Here is a 21132-nt window from a genome sequence, read left to right on the forward strand (position 1 = left end):
ACGCAGGATCGCAAGAATCTGCGGTTCGCTAAATCTGCTTATCTTCATCAACAATCTCCTCGATAATAATGCCGAGAAAATTCTACTTTTAAAGCCTATTAATTGCCGGGGGGATTACCGGATGCCGATAACCCCTCAAATGGGGTCCTTATTCCATGCTTAATGACAGGCCTGTCTTCCAAGTCGTCGGTCGGCAGGACTGTGATGATAGATGCGACCTATTTGAAAGCACACCGCACGGCTTCAAGCCTACGGATAAAAAAGGGGGCGATGGACGCCTGATCGGTCGGACGAAGGGTGGCATGAATACCAAATTGCACGCCGTCACCGATGCACAGGGTCGCCCCATTAGGTTACACATCACGGCGGGACAAATCAGCGACTATACCGGAGCAGCAGCCCTAATCGAGACGTTACCGAAGGTCGACTGGCTTCTTGCTGACAGAGGCTATGATGCAGACTGGTTCAGAAAACGGTTAAAAGACAAAGAGATAAAGCCGTGCATCCCGGGGCGCAAAAACCGCAAGAAAGCCATCAAATATGACAAACGCCGATACAAGCGGCGCAATCGTATCGAAATCATGTTTGGCAGACTCAAAGACTGGCGAAGAATTGCCACCCGTTACGATCGCTGCCCGATTGTGTTCCGAGCAGCTATAGAGCTCGCGGCTGCCGTGATCTTCTGGCTCAGAAAGGAATGAGTCCTGAGCCTAATCTCCCAATCGGAGCAGGAAAATTTCTGTATCGCGTCCGCCGCCCTTGGCGGCGGGTTCTTTTCATAACTACTTTTTCAAGGAGTTTATCGTGAGGAGAACCGCTCCGGGCGGAACGTTTCCAGCAAGGGATGCTCGGCGCCAGTGGCGATCTCGTAGGCAAGCAGTTCGCCCACGATGAGGCCGAGCGTCGCACCACTGTGGCTAAAGGCTACATAATAGCCTGGAACGGCTTTCAAGGCGCCAATCACAGGCTCACCGTCTCCGGGGATCGGCTTTTCGCCGACGCCAATCGAAGCAAGCTCGAGCGCTGGATTGCCCTCCATTACCTTCGCCGCTTCGGCAAGAAGGGTTGAAGCGACGTTATTGTCGATTTCATAACTACCGTTGGGGAGCACCGTAACGCCTTCATCGGCCGCCCAATCTGCATCCAGCGAGAATATTCCACCCGGCGCAGGGCGAACGGCGACACGCGGCGTGTTGAGGACAGCACGTAACGGATGAGCGAGCGGCTTTGTCTGGACGAGAAGGGCCAGGAGGGTACTGTCACTCATCGTTTGTCCGGTTTCCGCTACCATTCGCGGGACGGCTGGCCCCGTCGCCAGCACAGCGGCATCTGCCGCGAAGCGGTTACCCACAGCGGTTTCAGCCCCCACTGCACGAGCACCTTCAATCACGATCCGGGCCTGCCCCTGGTTCGTTACTAGAACGCCCCCAAGCGCGGCAAACTCCTCAAGAAGCAGATTTATAAGTGAGGGCAGATCGACCCAGCCTTCGCCAGGATTGAAAATAGCGCCCTGTGGCGTTACCGCATTAGCTGCCACCCCCGGGGTGACACGCGCAACATCGGATGCCGAAAGTCGCTGCGCATCATAAACAAGCGAGACCTCGTGGCGATAAGCGGCATCGATCTCATTGCGCTCATCATCGGCATCCCAGGTCAAGCCGCCATTAAAGCGCAGCCACTTGGCATCCGGAAAGCGCGCCGAGAGTGTTCGATATCGGTCGATTCCGGCCATGCGCAGACGATGATAGGGCTCCGAACGCATGCGCGATGAGTTTAGCCAGGACAGTGAGCGGCCCGATGCCCCATTCGCCGGCGGACCGTCATTGATGATAGTCACGCGAATGCCGCGACGAGCAAGCTGTACCCCAGTAGAAACGCCGAAAATACCGGCGCCGATGATGACGGCCGAAGAGATGATGGTATCTGTCATTTCATTATCCTCTAATTGTACGATCAAGGTGGTCAGCAATCTTCCTAGCGACCGCTGACAGCGGAGCGGATAAGCGCGATAACGACCCGACACCGTTGTCCGCCTGTTTATCCGCTCGGCGACGCGGCAGATAGGTTGAACCGAAACATCGCAGAGGCCAGTTGCATTATCTTGAAGACGCAGATTCTACAGCGCGCCTCCGTCGCCGACGCATCCGCTTAGGTATTAAGACACTTCAGTACTGTATCCCCAGCCGCAGAGCGTCTAGCATGGCTGCATGAACCGACCGGCTGCTGACAGCATCGCCGATCCTGTGCAGTTCAAAGCCGGTGGACGTTGGGGTGCGCAACGGAGCTGGCCCAACCAGGGTTTTGATGTCGGTGACACCATCATTTGTTGAAAGCGGGCGCAATGCATCGAAGAGGTCGTTCACGGGCAGCGTGCCATGCTCGACGATGACCTGCCCGTGGATCTCGCGGAATTCTCGGCCTGTCAGCGCATGACGGAGAACTACTTCGCGCTGCCCCGTCTGTCCGCCTACCGAGACCAGTTCATATTCCAGCAACACGCGTACCTCCTGTTCGGCGAGCGCCTTGCGATAGGTGATGCTCGAATGATGCTCCATCTCTGCAGCAATAGAGGGGTCGCGGGCAACGAAAGTCACTTTCTTGTCTGCGGCTGCAATTTCTACGGCGACCGCGGGGGCAGGATGGCGACCGGTGGCATCGTAGATCAGCACGTCGTCGGCGAGTAACGAGGGGTTTCCGAGCGCATCGAAGGCGCTGAGGCATAGATCGCTGCCGACAACCGAACCGAAATCCGGAACACCACCGGTCGCGATGACGACGAGGTTCGGTTTCTCGGCAAGAACATCTGCAGCTTCCGCATAGATATTAAACCGCACATCAACGCCGAGACGGCTCAGCTCCGCGATGCGCCAATCGACAATGCCGGTCAAATCGCGACGAAGCCGCGCTTTCGCGGCCAGAACTAGCTGTCCGCCTAATCGATTGGCCGCCTCGAGTAACACAACCTTGTGTCCCCGCTCCGCTAGCACCCGCGCCGCCTCAAGTCCTGCCGGACCACCACCCACGACGACCGCCTTGCACCCCGCCTGCGGAGAGCGTTCGATCACCTGTGGTAACCAGGTCTCGCGGCCCGTTGCCGGATTATGAATGCAATGCACCGGACGGTAGAGACAGTGCGAAGCACCGACGCAGGGACGAACCTGCGCTTCACGCCCCTCCTGGAGCTTGTTGACAATCTGCGGGTCAGCCATATGCGCGCGCGTCATACCGACCATATCGACCAGTCCCGCTTCAACCGCGTGGCGTGCCGTTGCAACATCCGCGATCTTGGCTGCGTGGAAGACCGGTAGATCCGTATGCTTCTTAAACGCTCCAACTTGGTGCAGCCACGGCGCCGAGGCAGCTGTCATATCGGGGATGTTGTAGACGAGCAGATTAAGACGCGTGTCGAAACGGCCGAAAATACAGTTGAAAAAATCGACTAGCCCCTCGCGCTCGAGCATGTTGGCAACCGCAACCGCCTCGGTGAAGTTCAGGCCGTTCTCGTGATCTTCATCGATCGTGTAGCGGATACCGACCGGATAATCGCTGCCGACTTCGTGTCGGATTTCCTCATAGACCATGCGCAGGAAGCGCATCCGGTTTTCAAGCGAGCCGCCAAATTCATCCGTACGGCGATTGACCATCGGCGACAGAAACTGTCCGATCAGATGGCCGCCGGTCATCGTCTCGATGCCGTCAAGTCCGCCCGCGCGCGCGCGCCGCGCCGCCTGACCAAAGTCGCGTACAATGCGTGCGATATCATGGCGGTCCATCTCATGAGCGAAGCTGCGGTTATAATCTTCGCGCGAATGGGAGGGGCCAAGCGCTGGGAGCCAGTCGCCAACAGTGGCGTTAGCCCGCCGGCCTACATGGGAGATTTGACACATGAGTGCCGCACCGTGGCTATGGATTCGTTCGGAAAAGGCGCGGAACACAGGGATGACGGCATCGCTTGACACATCAAGCTGTGTGCCACCCCAACTTGAATCTGCCGAAACACGCGCTGAGCCACCGAACATTGTCAAGGCGAGCCCGCCCTTCGCCTTCTCCTCGTGATAGCGCTGATAGGCATCAAGCGGATAACCACCTTCGTCGAGAGCGGTCTCGTGGCTGGTGCTCATAATCCGATTGCGTAGGGTCAACCGACCAAGCTGTAGCGGCATCAGCAACGGATCGGCCCTTTTTGTCGACGAAGCGACCAAGTTTTTCTCTTCCATCTCCATATCCGCCTATGCCAAACTGAGGGTTTTGCGCATGGCCTCGACGCATTGTTTCAGCGGCGCAGTCGGATCGACGTTGTATTTCCAGTTCGTCAGTTCGATCGTCAACGAACCCTCGTAATTCTGGCTCCGCAGATAGGTGACCAGCTGATCAAGATCGATGATGCCCTCGCCCCAAGCAAGATGGCTGCCGCCAGCATCGGAATCGGTGAAATGAACATGGGCGACACGGCCAGCAAGATGGGTAAAATAATCCTGTGGCGTCTCATGGGTCATCACTGCGCCGGCGACATCATACACCGCATGCAATGCTGGACTGCCGAGCTTGTCCATCAGCTGGCGGATTTCACGTGCCGATCGGATGATGTTGGCAAAGGCATCCGGCAGTGACTCCATCCACAGATCGACACCGAGCTTCTGAGCACGATCGCAGAGGATGCCCATGGAATCTACGCAACGTGCCAATGCCTGTTCGGCCGGTTCGTCGCGGTAACCGCCACCAGCGGTCACCAGAAGAGCCGGGGCTCCACATTCGGTAGCAAATTCCATTGATTCCAGAAAATAGCGCAGCGAACGGTCGCGCAATTCGGGTTCCTTAGCCGAGATATTGATGGGATAGATGCATTGCTCCGGTGTGAAGGCCACAATCTCGAGCCCCATGCCGCGCACTTTTTGCCGCAAGGCCCGCGCGTCGGCGAGGGTCTTGTCGCCGATATAAAAATGGGGAGCCGCGGCCCAAAGCTCGATGCGCGAGACACCAGCATCGCAGACATCGGCCAGAAATCGGTCCATCGTATGTCGTATATAGTGAAAATTCATAACGCTGATATTGCGTTCATCCAGTGGCATGATCGGTATTCCTCCATTAGCCGTCCGTGCGGCGATTCTTATCCATTTATGAGAACGTTCTCTGTTCACGGCGCAAACAGTTTCACTTTGTTGGGGGTTCAAGACGTCCGAAGAGCGAATTCTCTCACTGTCTCTTCGAAGAAAGCGGCAACCTGGACAGCCTCGTCTTCCTTTGTCCATCCGAGATGTGGTGCGGCCAGTTTTGCCGCCCTTTCCGCGTGGCGCCGGCCGAGATCCGGCTCCCAGCCGACAGAAAGACGACGGCGCAGGATGTCCGACAGCGAACGCGCCTGCTCGTTGAGGATGGCATAAGCGATGGAGGCTTCGGTGACGCGATTCATATCCGGAGACGGGGGCAATGGTGGATCGAGCGGATGTGACGAGCCGGATGGTTTCAGTCGACGACGAACAGCGCGCGTCAATCGCCGTCCGGCATCGCGGTGGGTCATCAGCAAACCGCCGGTGAAGGTAAAGACATTTGGCAGGCCATCATCTGTCAGGTCGTGCTCGCGGACAGAAGGCGTGGCGCTTCTGCCGTTCCCGGAAAGGCTGCGCGGCCGCACGCCGGCCCATGCATATACCACATCCTCGCGCTTCAAGCCGAAGCTTGGAAACAGGCGGCCGAGTTGATCAAGAACGGCAGATATTTCCGCCTCCGTCGCGCGAAACCCTTCCGGCCGGTAATCCGAAACGGAATCCCAAGGGCCGACATAATGAAGCTCACCCCAAGGGATCAGATAGAAGGGTGCCCCCGCCTCGGTCACGGTCTCGAAGCCGAGACCGCGCAGTCTCTCGGGCAGTTGAACGACGATATTGGTGCCTTTTTCACCGATGTTCTTTCGGATATGTGGCACCCCAGCCAAAGCAGTGACCTTATCGATCCAGACGCCGGCACAATTCACGACCGCCCGAACCAGAATATCGCGAGATCCATCAGCGGCCGCGAGCGTCACCCGCCAGAGATCGCCTTGTCGCGCCAGCGCCGTCACCGCCGTATGGTTCAGCGCCTCCATGCCGATTGCGCGTGCCTTATTGATCGTATCAACGACGATGCGCTCTGGCCAATGATATTGATATTCGGTGAAACACATCGCCCCGCGAATATCTTCAAGCCCTGCCATGCCCTGAAGCGCTGGGTGCATCTGCGCGTCTTTAGCCGACAGGATGCGAAGGTTGAGCGGCACCTGGCCGCCGTCGCTGGCCGCCATCAGGCGAAAGGCCAGTTGCGCCTTCCAGCGTGGGATAGCGTTTTCCGGCGTCAGCGGAACGATGAAGGTAATGGGCTTCACCCGCTCGGGCGCAAGTCGCACGAATTCCGCTCGTCCCCGCATCGCGCGCCGCATGAGACCCAAGCAATCCAATGCACTACGTGGATGGGCGAGAAACGCTGCGATCGAGCCACTAGCGGCGGAGAGATAACCAAGTCCACAATGCTGAAGACGCGAAGTCTTGCTGGAAGTGCCTGCACCGTAATCGCCTTGCTCGGCTAGCAACGTGCGATAGCCTGCGGCTGCTAGGTGTTGACCTGCAGCTGCGGCGATGATGCCTCCACCGACAACTACGGTGTCGTAAATATCTCTCACGCTCAACTCCCGTCAGTCGTAGCAACAGGCCTCAATATGTGAGAACGTTCGCAAAATTTCGACCGCGGTGTCAAGACCCGCTTGACGTCGCCACCATGTCTATAATACGTATTATAACGTCATATAGAAAGGTACATCCTATGCCCCTCCCTTCCGCCTTTGATGCCGGCGTCGCCGCCACCTTGTCTGCGCTCGACGCAAAGTCGGTGAAGCATGTATTCTTCATCGCATGCGGTGGCTCCCTGTCGATCATGCATCCGGCAAAATTCCTCCTCGACCAACATTCAACCTTGCCTTCGGATGTCTATAATGCCGCCGAATTCCTCACCCGCGCGCCGCGCTCGCTCGACAAGAATTCGCTGGTGATTTTGTGTTCGATGACCGGCACCACGAAGGAAACCACGGCCGCCGCTGAATTCGCCAGGTCTAAAGGCGCCACCACCATTGGACTGACTGTAGAGCCCTCTTCTCCGCTTGCCAAAGCCGTCAATCACGTCGTCGGCTTTGAAGCGCCTTATACGACCGGCGTAGCGATCGAGGCGAAGGACAGCAACTACGCGCGAATATACCAGCTCATCATGGGCCTTGTTGCCCTGACTGGCGGCGAGGATCTCACTGAAACGCTCATCAGCAGCCTTTCGGCCTTGCAGCCCGCGATTGACCGCGCTCAGGTAACGTTCGCACCAAAGTTCGAAGATTATGCCCCGCGCTTTGCCAAAGAAGACGTCATCTATACGGTGGCCAGTGGGGCGAGCTATGGTGCGGCCTATTCCTTTGCCATCTGTGTGCTGATGGAAATGCAATGGATCAACAGCCAAGCGATTCACGCCAACGAGTTCTTCCATGGCCCCTTCGAAGTGCTGGACAAAAACCGCGCCTTCATCTTGATGAAGGGGCTCGATAGTACCCGGGCGCTTGAAGAACGTGCAGACGAATTTTTGCATCGGTTCGGCTCGCCTGAGAACATCCTGGTTCTCGACGCTGAGAAGCTTGATCTCTCCGGTATCGACCCACGTTTCCGGGGCAATGTCGTGCCGCTGATCTTCTTCGACACGCTCTGGCGTTTCGCATATAAGATTGCTGACCTACGCAAGCATGAAATGCTTGCGGCGCGACGCTACATGAAGAAGATCACCTACTGATTGAGCCTGGAAGGGGCGGATGGACGAACAATCGAAGCTTTTGCCGCTCTATGAACAGGTCCGGCGCGCGATCATGACCGGTATCGAAACCGGCCAGTTCCCGGTGGGCAGCTTCCTGCCCGCCGAACCCGAGCTGATGTCGCTTTACGGCGTCAGCAGGATCACTCTTCGGCGAGCAATAGGCGATCTATGCGCCGAAGGGCTGCTGCAACGGCAGCAGGGGCGCGGTACTGTCATCATGCCGCGCAAGGTGCGTCAGACGCTCATTTCCCTATCAGGCTTTTCCGAAACGATGGACGGGCTTGGCCGAAAGGCCAGTCATCGCATTCTGTCACGGACTGATAATCCCGATGCACCTGCCGTTCGCGAGCGTCTGCACGTACAGGTGCTGGTGCGTTTCGAAAGGCTGCTGGAGGATAACGATCGACCGATGACGCTCGAAACGCTCTGGTTCGATCCCAGCCGTTTTCCCGAGGTGATCGAGCCTGTTGCGGCTGGCGGTTCCTTTTTCTCCGCGTTGCGCGACAAGGCTGGCATTGTGCCTGCCCACGCGGAGCGGCAGATTGATGTCGGCCTTGCACTACCGGCTGAACGCGACATCCTTTCGGTCACCGCCACACAACCCGTCTACAGGATCGAGAAAATCGTCACCGATTCCGAAGGGCGCCCGCTCGCCCTGTCACAACTCGTCACTCCAAGCCATCTGGTCAGCTACACGATCAAGACCTGAAAGGTTCGACATGCATGTATTCGATGCCACTTCCGTTCACGCGGCGCTTCCGTGGACATTTTTGATCGAGGCTTTGCGCAAGGCTCATTGCGGGCCGGTGCCTGCTTGCGATGTCATCGTGCAGTCAGATCCCGCTGGCGGCAATGCCCAATTCGTCACCTTGCCCGGTTGGGCGCCCAATGGCCCTGTCGTCGTGAAGATGGTCGGCGTGTTTCCGCACAATGAAGGCCTTACACCTCCCCAGCCCGCAGTTCAGGGGTTGGTAGCGCTGTTCGACGGCACGACCGGCGGGCCGCTTCTCGTAGCGGACGGTGCGGCAATGACCGCGCGGAAAACCGCAGCCGATTCCGCCTTAGGTGCTACCATCCTCGCCCGCGCGAATGTCGAAAAACTTTTGGTCGTCGGGGCTGGCGCGCTCGCGCCGCATTTTGCCGAGGCGCATCTGACGGCGCGACCCTCCCTACGACAGGTCACGATCTGGAATCGCACTCCGGCACGTGCTGAGGCCGTTGCAGCCCGGTTGCGGGAAAAAGGCATCGACGCTGTCGTTAGCGATGATCTCGACCACGCCACCGCCTGTGCCGATGTCATATCCTGCGTCACCATGTCGGATAAGGCGTTGATCAAGGGTGCGTTCCTGCGGCCGGGCACCCACCTCGACCTCGTAGGTGCCTACCTTCCCCACCTTCGCGAGGCAGACGACATTGCCCTTGCACGCGGCACAATCTTCGTCGACAGCCGCAACAACATGCAGGGTGGTGGCGATCTTTCGCAAGCGGTCGCGTCGGGTACGATCAGCTGGGATGCGGTCAAAGCCGATCTTTTCGAGCTGATGCAAGGTAAAAAGGCAGGCCGAACCAGCGTAGATGAGATTACCGTGTTCAAGAACAATGGCGGTGCCCATCTCGACCTTTTCACAGCCTCCGCCTTATCCCATACCTTGAGCTGACAATTAAGCGTTTCCGCGGTACCATCGGCGGAAACGCATCTACCATTTTCAACCCTCTTCTGGTCATGCAGACGCTTCACATAGGTTCCGAAAATGCGTTACGCATCAGCCAGAACCCGTGCCAGGAATGCTCTCGTACGTTCATGTTGCGGACGCGTCAACACGATCGCCGGCTTTCCCTGTTCCACAATGACTCCTCCATCCATGAAGATCAGGTGATCGGCGACATCGCGAGCAAATCCCATTTCGTGCGTGACGACGACCATAGTCATACCATCATCAGCGAGCTGACGCATCACGGCAAGAACCTCGCCTACAAGTTCCGGGTCGAGCGCTGAAGTCGGCTCGTCGAAAAGCATCACGTCGGGCTTCATTGCCAGAGAACGGGCGATTGCCGCTCGCTGCTGTTGGCCTCCTGAAAGCTGAACGGGATAATAGTTTGCTCGCTCCTTCATGCCGACACGCTCCAGAAGAACCATCGCTTCTTGAATGGCGGTAGCACGCGGCACTCGCTTCACGAGAATCGGCGCTTCTATAACGTTTTCGAGTACGGTCTTGTGTGGAAAGAGATGGAACCCCTGAAACACCATCCCCATACGCTGGCGCTGACGGGCGAGTTCATTGAAGCTCATTTCATAAAGCTTCGCGCCTTTCCAGCGCACGCCTACTGGTTCGCCGTTGAGGAAAATAGCGCCAGATGTAGGCTTTTCGAGATAATTCAAACAACGGAGGAGCGTGCTCTTGCCCGAGCCGGACGGTCCAACGATGCAGGTCACATCTCCGCGGTTTACCGCAACATCAATGCCTCGCAGCACCTCATGTGCGCTGAAGCTTTTTCGTAGCTTTTCCACCTTCAGAAGTGGCTGAGCATTGGTCTGGTTATTCATGATAAGGTCTCCTGCTGCCGCGCGAAGAAACGGAAGAGACCGCCGGAATTCGCTCCAGCACGATGTTCGGATTTCAGCCGGCGCTCGACCGCATGTTCGATGGCGGTCAATATGGTGGTAAGCACGAGGTACCAGATGGTTGCTACAAGCAACAGCGGCACCGTCTGATAGGTGCGGGCATAAACCATCTGGGCCGAATAAAGCAGGTCTGGCAAGGCGAGTACCGAGACGAGCGAAGTGAATTTCAGCATCGAGATCGTATCGTTGCCAATCGGTGGAATGACAATACGCAATGCCTGCGGCAGCACGATGCGGCGAAGCGTCTGACCGCGCGTCATACCGAGCGTCGCGGCTGCCTCAGTCTGGCCGATGTTGATGGCCTGAATGCCCGCGCGGATCATTTCAGCGGCATAGGCACTTTCAGTAAAGGCAAGCCCCATGATGGCAGCGCTGAAAGGAGTAATGAGCTGGTTGGTGTTCCAGGAGAGGAGCTTCGGCCCGCCGAACGGGATGCCAATTGAGAGTTCTGGCAGGAGCAGAGCAAGGTTATACCAAAAAATCATCTGGACCAACGGAGGCACACCGCGGAAGAACCAGATCCAGCCCCAGCTGACCGACCGAAAAATGGGACTGGTTGAAAGGCGCATGATAGCCAGCACCACGCCGAGGGCAAGGCCAAGTACCATGGCGAGCACGGTGAGTAGCAATGTCATACCCAGACCCGAGAGGATGGCGGAGCTGAACATATATTCAGCAACCACACTCCACTGCATGTTCCTGTTGGTAAACAATAGTTGCAAGAAGACGACTGCAAGAATGGCAAGCGCCACGCCACCGATCCAATGACCGATCCTTGGCACCGCGATAGGCTTTGTCTCGTGGATTGAGGGCGGTGGCAGTGGTTTTTCAGACATCCTAATTCCTTGCTGCTCTTCTTCAACCTTGCGGAGCCGGCCCACGGTTCCGCGGGCCGCCATTTGGCTTTTGTTCCGGAAGCCGGACGCCTTAGAGATCGGCGGGGTTCTCTTCAGTAATCAACAATGCCTTACTTAGCATCCCGTTGTCGTTCAGGCCCCACTTGGCCATGATCTTCTCATAGGTGCCGTCGTCGATCATCGACTGGATCGTGTTCGTCAGCACTTGGCCGAGCGGATCTCCTTTGCGCACGCCGATGCAACTGTTCACCGGCGACAAAACCAGTTCGGACACCCTCATGTCGCTGGTCTGTTTTGCCATATAGGTCAGCTTGACTGAACCACCTACCGTGGCTTGGGCGCGATCAGAGCGCACGGCAAGTTCGGCCTGCGCCTGTGTGCCATGCGTCTGCATGAGCACCGGCTTGTCCTTGCATTCATTCGCATTCAGCTTTTCCAAGAGACCTATGTCCCACGAACCGTTGAGAACAGCTACCGTCAGACCGCAGACATCGGCTGCGGATTTGATATCAAGCGAGCTTTGCGCGGGATAGGCAAACGAAGTTCCTATTCTCCGTTGCGACACGAAATCAAGCGCTTTCAAGCGGTCAGCCGTGGTACCGAAAGAAGCGAAACCTGCGTCAAAGCGTTTGGATTGAAGCCCAGGGATAATGGCATCGAAACTCGTGCCCTCGAAGGTGAACGGCACGCCAAGGCGTGTTTGCATCTCCTTGGCTATGTCGACGCTCCAGCCTTTGAGTTGGCCATCAGCATCCTGATATTCGTCCGGCGCCCAGTCATTGAAAACTGCAGCCTTGATACCGTTGTCCTTGTATTCCTGCGTTAGCGCATCGTGCAACGCAGGAATGGCGTCGGCCATGGCTGGCATTGCCAATGCCGTGCTCAGGACACATCCGGCGAGAATGGATTTAAACATGACGTCCTCCTTGTTGTGGCTAACCCGATGGGTTCGCATCTGCGTCCTCTGGTTCCCCTTGAAAAAGTTTAGAGAACGTTCTCATATAAGAGACACGGACATAACCCATCCGTCAAGCACCGTTTTATCAAAGCATTGCGCTTATGGCCATTGAAAACCGGTGATGATCTGCTAACACCTAAGCAGATATGTCGTTTTCCAACGCCACGTATGATACTATTCTCAGATCGGCGAGTGATAAATGTGAGAGGAATTGCCAATTGGCTCCGAAAAGCAAAGCGACGATTGCCGATGTTGCGCGTGCAGCAGGGGTTTCCACGGCGACCGCGGGACGTGTGCTCGGCGGCTATGGTTATACCAGCGAAGACAAGAAGGAACAGGTCCTCAAGGCAGCTCAGCGCCTGGGCTATCAGCCCAACGCACTGGCGCGTAGTCTCATTACCGGCAAGACCCGCACACTTGGTGTCGTGGCCGGTGACATTCAGAACCCCTTCTACGCTTCAGTCCTGCGTGGCATCTCCAACGTCGCGGAAGCCAATGGCTTTGGTCTGTTGATTACCAATAGCGATGAAGCCCAGCCCAAGGAAGTTAATTCGGTCGAGCTACTTGCTCGAAAGCAGGTAGACGGGCTGATCGTCACTCCCAGCGATACGCGCAAAGCGCGACATCTGCATAATCTGCGAGCTATGGGCGTCCCTCTCGTCCTCATCGACCGTGCAGTCGCCGGCTTGGTGGTGGACCGAGTTGCAACCGACAACGTCACAGCCGCTGAAATTGCTGTACGCCGATTGATCGCTGCCGGACACCGTCGGATCGGCATCGTCGCTGAACTTGTCGATGAAGAAGGTGGTGGTTTGGAAACCTTCCTCGCTCGGGCGATCTCGGGTGATCCGATCGAAAGCGAAACACTCTATCCCAGCTGGCAACGCCTGCTCGGTTATATTCGCGCCCATCGGATCGAAGGTCTGCCTGTCGACCCACGCCTGACGCTCCGAGCCGGAAGCTATTCAGCGCTCGCTGCACAGGCTGTTGTGCTCGGTTTAATGGCGACTTCCGGAGCACCGACGGCGCTCTTCACAACAGACGGCACCATGTCGGAAGGCACGATGCGTGCGCTCGCGGAAATGAAGCTTTCGATCCCCGAGAGCATTTCGCTTATCTGCTTCGACGATCTTGACTGGATGAGTTTTCATCGCCCCGGCATCACCACCGTTGCGCAGCCGCGCCTTGCCATGGGGGAAGCCGCTGCACGGATGCTCCTTGAGCGCATTCGCGGCGAGGATTATCCGCCACGCACCGTTCTTATGCCGGCGGAACTGATCGAGCGCGGTTCTGTCGCACAACGCTGATTCCGCAAAATCGAGCAAGAAGACCTTCATCGCATGCTGATGCATGACGGCAGTCGCCCAGTTATCTATTAGTGTTCCGCATGCGGACGTGCCTGTTTTAACGGACGCCAGCACGTCCGCTTATCTCCTCGCAGTTTCTCGGCTCTTCATCGCCCGGTGAAGGAAACCATTTGCCTTTTTCGCTACAGCCCTATAAATGAGAACGCTCTCAGTTTCTTCTCAGGAGAGCTCGTCTAATGCCCCGTCCCGTCAAAATCCTCGCCTTCGGCGATAATGTCGTTGACTGCTACCGTGATCGAAACCTGATGTTTCCAGGCGGAAACTGCGTCAATCATGCCGTTTTTGCGCGCCGTACCGGGGCCGAAACTGCCTATGTGGGTGCCGTATGCGATGATGACGCCGGGCGGTTGATCCGGCGCGCATTGATCGAAGAAGGGGTGGACGTCTCCTCGCTACGCGTGGTGTCTGGGCAAACGGCTTATTGCGTGATTGAGACGCAAGATGGCGATCGCGTATTCGTCGGCGCCAATCTTGGTGTCTCGATTATCGCACCGTCGAGGGCCGATATTGCTCGACTTTCGGATTTCGACGCCATTCACACCGGCCGTTCAAGCCATGTCGACGCCTGGCTGCCCCATTTTGCCGAGATCACGAAAGTGTCCTACGATCTTGCCACCGTACAAGACCCTGCCCGCATCGCCCAAATAGCACCGCACTGTTTTCTGATGGCCTGCTCCGCCGGTGGAGGTTCGCGTGAGGAGGCACTTGCGTTAGCTATGAGTGTCCGCACCGCTGGCGCTCGCTGGAGTCTAGTCACTCGCGGCATCGAAGGGGCTATCCTCGCCGGTGACACCGGTGTTTTCGAGGTTCCGGCCAAACCCGTCGACGCCCTCGATACGCTCGGAGCCGGTGACACCTATATCGCCAATGTCCTTGTCGGCTTATTGAGCGACCTGAAGCCCGAAACTATCCTTCGGCAAGCAGCAGAAGCTGCTGCTCATACGTGCCAGATGCACGGCGCTTTTGGACATCAGAGTTCCATGAGCGTGGACCTCACGAACATGATGAGCCTAGAAGAAATTTATCGCGTCACTCGTCCTGTGAAAGCAGCGGAGGAGGCCTAGCGTTATTTGAGCGATCAACCTCAAATGCGAATCCGATTATAGCGCTCTTCGGACATAACTATATTTGCACAGTTGATGCCGTGTGCATGTTATTCTAGCTATGTCCGGCAGTGTGAAAGGTATTTGCCTCTCCGAGAATCTGAAAAGCGCGTGACGCATTGATTGCCAGTCAAGAATCGTGACCTTATTCACTGATCCAGCCCTGACGGTAAGCCGCACAAATCGACACCCGATCCGCGGTAACAATCACCTCACAATAGCAGTCATTCGCGCAGCGGAGGCTACAGATAATAACTCAAATATATCCGTATTGGCGCATTCTATCGTGTGTTTGATGCCTTGATACGATCTCGTCACTCCGGCGCATTCTTCCCATCTGGATGGAAATTAATGAAGAAACCCCAGACGGCCCATGCACCTATCGCAGCAAAGATTGCAGCCCATCCCGGGCTGCGGCTAACAAACTCAAATGCAGCCCAGCCAAAGCAAATGGCAACCAACATTACCCGCAACCAGAGCGGCTTGAAACGTGCATCGTTCAGATCGAACATCGCTTGATACCCATCAGTCCATCCGCTTAAATCGCAACTGGCGTGATCCAGTGACAATCCTTGGCTTCACTGCTATCGACCACGGCCTCTACAAAGGCGACACCCTTCAGCCCATCATAAGCAAGCGGTAGGTTTTTACCAAGCAGGGAGGGCTCTCGACCTTCGCTCCTCGCCAGGATTGCTTCGGCGAAGCCCGCATAGAGATTGGCGAAGGCTTCCAAATACCCCTCCGGATGACCGGGAGGTGTACGACTGCGCAATTTAGCGTCTTCAGACAAATCGTCGGCCCCTCGCTTTATGACCTGCACGCGCCCGTCAAGAGGCGCATAGATCAATTCGTTAGGCTGCTCCTGAAACCATGCGAAGGAGCCTTTCGATCCAAACACGCGCAGGCGCACGCCGTTGGAATTGCCGAGCGCCACCTGCGACGACCACAAAAGGCCCCGCGCGCCGCCTTCATAGCGCATCATCACATGGGCGTTGTCGTCCAGCGCGCGGCCCTCGACGAAGGTGGCGAGATCCGCCGTCAGCGATTGTAGCTTTAACCCGGTCACGGAGCCTGCGAGATGATAGGCATGGGTACCAATGTCACCGATTGAGCCACCGCGGCCATTCTTTTTAGGGTCTGTACGCCATGCGGCCTGCGCGTTTCCTTGTTTTTCAATGGCCGTCGCCATCCATTCCAGCGGATATTCCACCTGCACCGTGCGGATGTCGCCGATCTCGCCGCGTGCCACCCGCACGCGAGCCTCGTGCACCATCGGATAGCCGGAATAGGTGTAGGTCACACCGACGAAGCGCCCACTTTCGCGCGCGAGCTTTTCCAGTGACATGGCGTCGTCCAACGTCGCCGTCAACGGCTTTTCACAGATGACGTCGAAGCCCGCTTCAATCAGCGCTTTGGCGATCGGGTAATGCGTGAAATTCGGCGTGCAGATGGCGACCGCGTCGACCCGGTCGTCCCGCGCCGTCTCGCCGGCAATCAATTCCTGATAGGTCCCGTAGCTACGCGCTGGGTCGAGCCCTTGGGCGATGGCGAATTCCCGTCCCCGGACGGGATCGACGTCGAAAGCTCCGGCAGCCAGCCGCCACTGGCCGTCGAGCCGCGCCGCCAGCCGGTGGATGTTGCCGATATAGGCACCATGCCCTCCACCGATCATACCAAGACGCAATACGCGTTGAGCGCTCATTTTTCCTCCAATCCGAGCATAGCCCGGTTCGCGCCGCGATTGGCCCCCGACTTGACAAAATCGTCGAAGGCGCGATCGGAAACGCGGATGATGTGATCAGCTATGAATTTCGCGCCTTCAGCGGCACCGTCCTCGGGGTTTTTGACGAAGCATTCCCATTCCAGCACAGCCCAGCCGTCGAAACCGTAGGTCGTCAGCTTCGTGAAGATCGCACCGAAATCGACCTGACCGTCGCCAGGACTACGGAACCGGCCCGCCCGCTTCGACCAAGGCTGATAACCGCCGTAAGCGCCCGACTTTCCATCGGGGCGGAACTCCGCGTCCTTGACGTGAAACGTCTTGATCCGGTCGTGGTAATGATCGATGAATGCCAGATAATCCAGCGCCTGCAAAACGAGGTGCGACGGATCATACATCAAATTGGCGCGGGGATGCTCCTTAACCTTGTCGAGGAACAACTCCCAGCTATGGCCGTCATGCAGGTCCTCGCTCGGATGAATCTCGTAGCAGACGTCGACGCCATGTGCGTCGAAGTCATTCAGGATCGGCATCCAGCGTTTCGTCAGTTCATCGAAACCTTCCTCGATCAGCCCTTCGGGCCATTGCGGATAGGGATAGAGATAAGGCCAGAGCAGCGCGCCGGAAAAGGTGACGTGCCGGTCAATGCCGAGCCGCTTCGAGGCCCGGGCGGCAAAGCGCAATTGTTCTTCCGCCCACGCGCGCCGTGCCGCCGGAGCGCCCCGAACATGCTCAGGTGCAAAACTGTCCATGATCGTGTCGTGCGCCGGATGCACAGCGACAAGCTGCCCGGTGATATGCGATGCCAATTCGGTGATCTGCAAGTCAAAATCGGCAAGCATGCCCTTGATCTCGTCGCAATAGGCGTCGCTTTCCGCCGCCTTTTTCATATCGATCAGGCGCGTGTCCCATGTGGGAATCTGCACGCCTTTAAAACCCTTGTCCGCGGCCCATCTCGCCAGTCCAGGAAGCGTATTGTAGGGAGCGTCGTCCGCCGCGAACTGCGCCAGATAGACGCCGGGGCCCTTAATGGTGCGCATCATCATGCCTCCAGCTTGCTGGCGGGAACCGGCGCGTCGTCGTAACCGCCATGGACCGATTGGTCGAAGGGAACCACTGCGCCGGTCATCATGCCACTATCGTCCGACGCCATCCAAAGGACAGCGCGGGCGACCTCGGCAGGATCGAGAATGCGACCGAACGGCTTTTGCGTGGCCGCACGGTCGATGAAATCCGGGTCGCCGGTTTCCGACAGCACCAGCGCACGCTCATGGTCCGAGTTCATCCAGCCGATATCCAACTGGTTGACATGGATGCGGTGGCGCATCAGGGCGAAGCCGGCATGGCGCGTCAGCGTGGCCAGCGCGCCCTTGGAACCGGCGTAGGGAGCAAGAAATGGCTGTCCAACCAATCCAGACATCGAACCAATATTCACAATGCGGCCCTCGATCCCTTCGCGGATCATGACCTTGGCGGCATCCTGCATCAAAAAGAATGGCGCGCGCGTATTAACCGCGAACATGCGGTCGAAAAGTTCGGGTGTGGTGTTGAGCAGATTGCCGCGATCGGTCAGGCCAGCGGCGTTGACCAGAATGTCTACCCGACGAAACCGCTCGTCAACGGCGGGAACGATGCCGCGCACATCGTTGATATCAGCCAGATCGGCTGCAATCATCTCGACAGGAACACCAGTGCCTTCGGCGATCTCTTTTGCGACCGCCTGTCCCTTTTCGACGCCGCGCCCGATAATGGCGATACCCGCCGCGCCGGCCTGCGAGAAGAGCCGGGCAACAGCCGCGCCAAGTCCCTGCGTGCCACCGGTGACAACGACGACCTTTCCTTCGATCCTGTTCATTTTACAACCTCATATCCCGCCGCCGCCATAACGCGCTGCAACTCCATGTGACCCTTACGCGCCATCTCCAATGGCGGATTGGCAACCGGATTCTGCTCCGCTTCGACTACGAACCATCCCTCATAATTCTTGCCCATCAAAGCCCCAACGATGGCTTCGAAGTTCAAATCACCATCGCCTGGAACCGTGAACGCGCCCTTGATGACGGCGTCGAGAAAGCTTTCCCGGGTTCGGTCGAGCCCGTCCACCACCGCGCAGCGTATGTCCTTGGTGTGGACATGGCTGATGCGCTCGTGATGATTGTCGATCACGCGCATGACGTCGCCGCCAGCGAAAGCCATATGCCCGGCGTCGAACAACAGCGGCACTGACGAATGCTTCATGAACAGGTCAAGTTCGGCTTCCGTCTCGACTGCTGCCGCCATATGGTGGTGATAGGAAATCGGCATGCCCTGCCTGGCGCACCAGTCGGCAAAATCCGACATCTTGCGCCCATAAGCCGCCATTTCGGCCTCGTCCAGCTTTGGTTTGGTTGCAAGCGGCGCAGAGCGCACGCCCTGAATTGACCGCGCCGTCTCACCATAGACGATACAGGGCGCGCGCGCGGCGATGAAGAACGCCATTTGCTGGGAGATACGGTCTTTCTCCGCCTCAATATCGCTGTCGAGCAACTGGCCTGAAAACCAGCCGCCGCAGACGGAAATTCCGTATTTATTCAGAACCGGCCCGAGTTCCCCCATATCCATCGGAAAGCGGCGTCCCGTCTCCATGCCGGTGAAACCGGCAATGGAGGCCTGACGCAGGCATTCTTCCAAACTCACATCATCCGAGAGTTCCGGCAGATCGTCGTTCCACCAGGCTATCGGGGCTATCCCCAGTTTGGCTTTCATATCAAACACCTGTCCGCTGCGCTTCACGAATTTTTTCCTGTGCCTTGCGGGCGGCGCGAACCTTCTCGAATGTTGAGACAGCGGGCACGCCTACGTCCCAGTCGGCGTCGCCCGGCACCCATTTCCATGCGTCGGACACGATGGAAATGACGGTCACTCCGTCATTGCCCTGCGCCCATTTCATCGCCTCCTCCAGGTCGGCGAGACTGTCGGCCTTGCGAGCCTGAGCGCCCATGGCCTCAGCGTGCTTGACGAAATCGACATGAAGCGGATTCTGGCGATTTTTTACGCGGCAATCGGTCAGGAGATTGTTGAAGCCCGGCACGCCCTTAGCCTGCTGCAATCGATTGATCACCGCATAGCCACCATTGTCGCACACCACCACGATCATCTTGTGGCCGGTGAGCGCTGCCGAATAGATATCGGAATTCATCATCATATAGGTGCCGTCGCCCAGCATGACGATCGGCGTGCCGCCGGTTGCTCCTGGGCCCTCTTGCGCCATGGCACAGCCCCAGCCCGCCGAAATCTCATACCCCATGCAGGAAAAGCCGAATTCGCAATCGAACGTGTTTGGATTCTTGACCCTCCAGCCCTTGACCACCTCGCCGGGTGTGCCGCCCGCCGCCGCGATCAGGGTATCTTCCGGCTTCGCCACCGCGTTGAGCACACCCACCACTTGCGCATATGACGGCACTGGCGCGTTAGTGCGCATCTGGTGCTCGTCGAGCACCTTGTTCCAGTCGGCGAACAGCGTCTTGGCCTGCTTCATCAGGCCGGCGTCAGCCTTGTAATCGCCAAGTCCCGCGTCCAGTTCCCGCACTGTCTCCAGCGCATCGCCGACTACGGACAATGCCCGGTGCTTGACCGCATCGAAGCGCGCCGCGTTGACCGAAATAAATTGCGCGGCCTCGGCGAAGGCGGTCCATGAGCCGGTGGTGAAATCCTGCAAGCGCGTGCCGATGGCTAGAATGACGTCCGCCTCTTTGGCGAGCGCGTTGGCCGAGGTCGAACCGACGATGCCGAGCGGCCCCGCATGCGCGGGATGCTCGTGCGTCATCGCGCCCTTGCCGGCGATGGTTTCGACGACTGGGATCCCCCGCTTCAGCGCGAAGTCGGCCACTTCGTTTTCGGCCAGCGAATAGCGCACGCCACCGCCCGAAATGATCAGCGGGCGTTTGGCCGATTTGAGCAGTTCCACGGCCGCTGTGACCGCGTCACGATCGGGGCGCGGGCGCGGGATTTTCCAGACTTTCGGCTTGAAGAAGATTTCGGGATAATCAAAGGCGATTTCCTGCGTGTCCTGCGCCAGACCGATAAAGGCCGGCCCGCAATCGGCGGGATCAAGCATGGTCGCAATCGCCTGGGGCAACGAGTGGATGATCTGCTCCGGTAAGGTGATGCGGTCCCAATAGCGCACGACGGGCTTGAAAGCGTCGTTGACGGTGATCGTCGGGTCGCCGAAGTGCTCGACCTGCTGCAGGACCGGGTCCGGCAGGCGGTTGGCGAAAGTATCGCCGGCCAGAAGCAGCACCGGCAGGCGGTTGGCCATGGCCACGCCCGCTGCCGTCACCATATTGGCCGCGCCCGGCCCGATGGAGGTCGCCGCGATCATGATCTGTCGGCGGCGCTTCGCCTTAGCGAAGCCGATGGCGGCCAGGGCCATAGATTGCTCGTTCTGGCCGCGCCATGTCGGCAGTTGGTCCTGAACCGGCTCCAGCGCTTCCGAAAGACACGTCACGTTGCCATGGCCGAAAATACCGAATACGCCAGCAAACAGCGGCACGTGCACACCGTCAATCTCGGTGAACTGGTTGCAAAGGTAACGGACAAGAGCCTGAGCCATGGTCAGACGCACTGTGTTTCTGGTCATCTCGCCTCCTCCTGCGGATGGGTATTTCTGAAGATTACGGAATACATATTGACAATGCAACAATCTTGCAA

At 57.8% G+C, this 21132-nt stretch carries 18 protein-coding genes and 1 pseudogene; 6 read left to right on the forward strand and 13 right to left on the reverse strand.

What is annotated here, in order from left to right:
* Window positions 1–198: 198 nt before the first annotated feature.
* Window positions 199–701 (forward strand): annotated as a pseudogene (locus OPR82_RS20140) (IS5 family transposase); the annotation flags it as partial.
* 98 nt (window positions 702–799) lie between these two features.
* Here the strand turns inward: OPR82_RS20140 and OPR82_RS20145 are convergent.
* The 4 genes from OPR82_RS20145 to OPR82_RS20160 form a co-directional block, all read right to left on the reverse strand.
* Window positions 800–1930, reverse strand: a complete 1131-nt coding sequence (locus tag OPR82_RS20145; protein ID WP_024899113.1) for an NAD(P)/FAD-dependent oxidoreductase — start codon at window positions 1928–1930, stop codon at window positions 800–802.
* Window positions 1931–2165: 235 nt separating this feature from the next.
* Entirely contained in the window at window positions 2166–4217 is a 2052-nt protein-coding gene (locus tag OPR82_RS20150; RefSeq protein ID WP_024899112.1) for an NADH:flavin oxidoreductase, read from the reverse strand.
* Window positions 4218–4229: 12 nt separating this feature from the next.
* On the reverse strand, window positions 4230–5069 hold the full coding sequence (locus tag OPR82_RS20155) for a sugar phosphate isomerase/epimerase family protein (protein WP_024899111.1): 840 nt from the start codon (window positions 5067–5069) through the stop codon (window positions 4230–4232).
* Window positions 5070–5167: 98 nt separating this feature from the next.
* Entirely contained in the window at window positions 5168–6652 is a 1485-nt protein-coding gene (locus tag OPR82_RS20160; RefSeq protein WP_024899110.1) for an FAD-dependent oxidoreductase, read from the reverse strand.
* Between the two features lie 140 nt (window positions 6653–6792).
* Here OPR82_RS20160 and OPR82_RS20165 point away from each other — a divergent pair, with 140 nt between their 5' ends.
* The 3 genes from OPR82_RS20165 to OPR82_RS20175 are packed head-to-tail and all read left to right on the forward strand — an operon-like array spanning window position 6793 to window position 9473.
* Complete coding sequence (locus OPR82_RS20165) at window positions 6793–7794, forward strand: SIS domain-containing protein (RefSeq protein WP_024899109.1); 1002 nt, start codon at window positions 6793–6795, stop codon at window positions 7792–7794.
* A 19-nt stretch (window positions 7795–7813) separates the two neighbouring features.
* The gene (locus tag OPR82_RS20170) at window positions 7814–8524 is read left to right on the forward strand and encodes a GntR family transcriptional regulator (protein WP_024899108.1); all 711 of its coding nucleotides are present in this window, start codon (window positions 7814–7816) and stop codon (window positions 8522–8524) included.
* 10 nt (window positions 8525–8534) lie between these two features.
* Window positions 8535–9473, forward strand: a complete 939-nt coding sequence (locus OPR82_RS20175) for an ornithine cyclodeaminase (protein WP_024899107.1) — start codon at window positions 8535–8537, stop codon at window positions 9471–9473.
* Between the two features lie 98 nt (window positions 9474–9571).
* On the opposite strand, the gene OPR82_RS20180 is transcribed toward OPR82_RS20175, so the two are convergent.
* The 3 genes from OPR82_RS20180 to OPR82_RS20190 form a co-directional block, all read right to left on the reverse strand.
* Window positions 9572–10360, reverse strand: a complete 789-nt coding sequence (locus OPR82_RS20180; RefSeq protein WP_024899106.1) for an amino acid ABC transporter ATP-binding protein — start codon at window positions 10358–10360, stop codon at window positions 9572–9574.
* A complete protein-coding gene (locus OPR82_RS20185; RefSeq protein ID WP_024899105.1) occupies window positions 10357–11274 on the reverse strand; it encodes an amino acid ABC transporter permease in 918 nt (305 codons plus the stop codon). The genes OPR82_RS20180 and OPR82_RS20185 overlap by 4 nt, the downstream gene beginning before the upstream one ends.
* A 91-nt stretch (window positions 11275–11365) precedes the next feature.
* Window positions 11366–12211 carry a transporter substrate-binding domain-containing protein gene (locus tag OPR82_RS20190; protein WP_024899104.1) on the reverse strand — a complete coding sequence of 282 codons (846 nt, stop codon included), beginning with the start codon at window positions 12209–12211 and terminating at the stop codon, window positions 11366–11368.
* A 260-nt stretch (window positions 12212–12471) separates the two neighbouring features.
* Here OPR82_RS20190 and OPR82_RS20195 point away from each other — a divergent pair, with 260 nt between their 5' ends.
* Together OPR82_RS20195 and OPR82_RS20200 are read left to right on the forward strand one after the other, a co-directional pair.
* Window positions 12472–13560: a LacI family DNA-binding transcriptional regulator gene (locus tag OPR82_RS20195; RefSeq protein ID WP_024899103.1), complete on the forward strand. Its 1089-nt coding sequence runs from the start codon at window positions 12472–12474 to the stop codon at window positions 13558–13560.
* Window positions 13561–13796: 236 nt separating this feature from the next.
* Complete coding sequence (locus tag OPR82_RS20200; RefSeq protein ID WP_024899102.1) at window positions 13797–14684, forward strand: PfkB family carbohydrate kinase; 888 nt, start codon at window positions 13797–13799, stop codon at window positions 14682–14684.
* 353 nt (window positions 14685–15037) lie between these two features.
* On the opposite strand, the gene OPR82_RS20205 is transcribed toward OPR82_RS20200, so the two are convergent.
* Genes OPR82_RS20205 through iolD form a run of 6 tightly spaced genes read right to left on the reverse strand, consistent with a single transcriptional unit; the run spans window position 15038 to window position 21061 of the window.
* Window positions 15038–15235 (reverse strand): DUF3329 domain-containing protein, encoded by a 198-nt coding sequence (locus tag OPR82_RS20205; RefSeq protein ID WP_265986699.1) that lies wholly within the window; start codon window positions 15233–15235, stop codon window positions 15038–15040.
* A 26-nt stretch (window positions 15236–15261) separates the two neighbouring features.
* Window positions 15262–16425, reverse strand: coding sequence for a Gfo/Idh/MocA family protein (locus OPR82_RS20210; protein WP_265986700.1), 1164 nt, complete (start codon window positions 16423–16425; stop codon window positions 15262–15264).
* Entirely contained in the window at window positions 16422–17483 is a 1062-nt protein-coding gene (locus OPR82_RS20215) for a sugar phosphate isomerase/epimerase family protein (protein ID WP_265986760.1), read from the reverse strand. The genes OPR82_RS20210 and OPR82_RS20215 overlap by 4 nt, the downstream gene beginning before the upstream one ends.
* A 2-nt stretch (window positions 17484–17485) precedes the next feature.
* A complete protein-coding gene (locus OPR82_RS20220; protein ID WP_265986701.1) occupies window positions 17486–18298 on the reverse strand; it encodes an SDR family oxidoreductase in 813 nt (270 codons plus the stop codon).
* The gene (iolE, locus tag OPR82_RS20225) at window positions 18295–19188 is read right to left on the reverse strand and encodes a myo-inosose-2 dehydratase (RefSeq protein WP_265986761.1); all 894 of its coding nucleotides are present in this window, start codon (window positions 19186–19188) and stop codon (window positions 18295–18297) included. The genes OPR82_RS20220 and iolE overlap by 4 nt, the downstream gene beginning before the upstream one ends.
* A gap of 1 nt (window position 19189) precedes the next feature.
* Window positions 19190–21061, reverse strand: coding sequence for a 3D-(3,5/4)-trihydroxycyclohexane-1,2-dione acylhydrolase (decyclizing) (gene iolD / locus OPR82_RS20230; protein ID WP_265986702.1), 1872 nt, complete (start codon window positions 21059–21061; stop codon window positions 19190–19192).
* Window positions 21062–21132 lie beyond the last annotated feature (71 nt).

Source organism: Ochrobactrum chromiisoli (genome assembly GCF_026241335.1).
Classification (GTDB): Bacteria; Pseudomonadota; Alphaproteobacteria; order Rhizobiales; family Rhizobiaceae; genus Brucella; species Brucella chromiisoli.

What these genes read in the sequence shown, in the direction of transcription:
- OPR82_RS20145 (WP_024899113.1), bottom strand. Translation starts at nt 1,930, where the DNA reads ATGACAGATACCATCATCTCTTCGGCCGTCATCATCGGCGCCGGTATT.
- OPR82_RS20150 (WP_024899112.1), bottom strand. Translation starts at nt 4,217, where the DNA reads ATGGAAGAGAAAAACTTGGTCGCTTCGTCGACAAAAAGGGCCGATCCG.
- OPR82_RS20155 (WP_024899111.1), bottom strand. Translation starts at nt 5,069, where the DNA reads ATGCCACTGGATGAACGCAATATCAGCGTTATGAATTTTCACTATATA.
- OPR82_RS20165 (WP_024899109.1), top strand. Translation starts at nt 6,793, where the DNA reads ATGCCCCTCCCTTCCGCCTTTGATGCCGGCGTCGCCGCCACCTTGTCT.
- OPR82_RS20170 (WP_024899108.1), top strand. Translation starts at nt 7,814, where the DNA reads ATGGACGAACAATCGAAGCTTTTGCCGCTCTATGAACAGGTCCGGCGC.
- OPR82_RS20175 (WP_024899107.1), top strand. Translation starts at nt 8,535, where the DNA reads ATGCATGTATTCGATGCCACTTCCGTTCACGCGGCGCTTCCGTGGACA.
- OPR82_RS20180 (WP_024899106.1), bottom strand. Translation starts at nt 10,360, where the DNA reads ATGAATAACCAGACCAATGCTCAGCCACTTCTGAAGGTGGAAAAGCTA.
- OPR82_RS20185 (WP_024899105.1), bottom strand. Translation starts at nt 11,274, where the DNA reads ATGTCTGAAAAACCACTGCCACCGCCCTCAATCCACGAGACAAAGCCT.
- OPR82_RS20190 (WP_024899104.1), bottom strand. Translation starts at nt 12,211, where the DNA reads ATGTTTAAATCCATTCTCGCCGGATGTGTCCTGAGCACGGCATTGGCA.
- OPR82_RS20200 (WP_024899102.1), top strand. Translation starts at nt 13,797, where the DNA reads ATGCCCCGTCCCGTCAAAATCCTCGCCTTCGGCGATAATGTCGTTGAC.
- OPR82_RS20205 (WP_265986699.1), bottom strand. Translation starts at nt 15,235, where the DNA reads ATGTTCGATCTGAACGATGCACGTTTCAAGCCGCTCTGGTTGCGGGTA.
- OPR82_RS20210 (WP_265986700.1), bottom strand. Translation starts at nt 16,425, where the DNA reads ATGAGCGCTCAACGCGTATTGCGTCTTGGTATGATCGGTGGAGGGCAT.
- OPR82_RS20215 (WP_265986760.1), bottom strand. Translation starts at nt 17,483, where the DNA reads ATGCGCACCATTAAGGGCCCCGGCGTCTATCTGGCGCAGTTCGCGGCG.
- OPR82_RS20220 (WP_265986701.1), bottom strand. Translation starts at nt 18,298, where the DNA reads ATGAACAGGATCGAAGGAAAGGTCGTCGTTGTCACCGGTGGCACGCAG.
- iolE (WP_265986761.1), bottom strand. Translation starts at nt 19,188, where the DNA reads ATGAAAGCCAAACTGGGGATAGCCCCGATAGCCTGGTGGAACGACGAT.
- iolD (WP_265986702.1), bottom strand. Translation starts at nt 21,061, where the DNA reads ATGACCAGAAACACAGTGCGTCTGACCATGGCTCAGGCTCTTGTCCGT.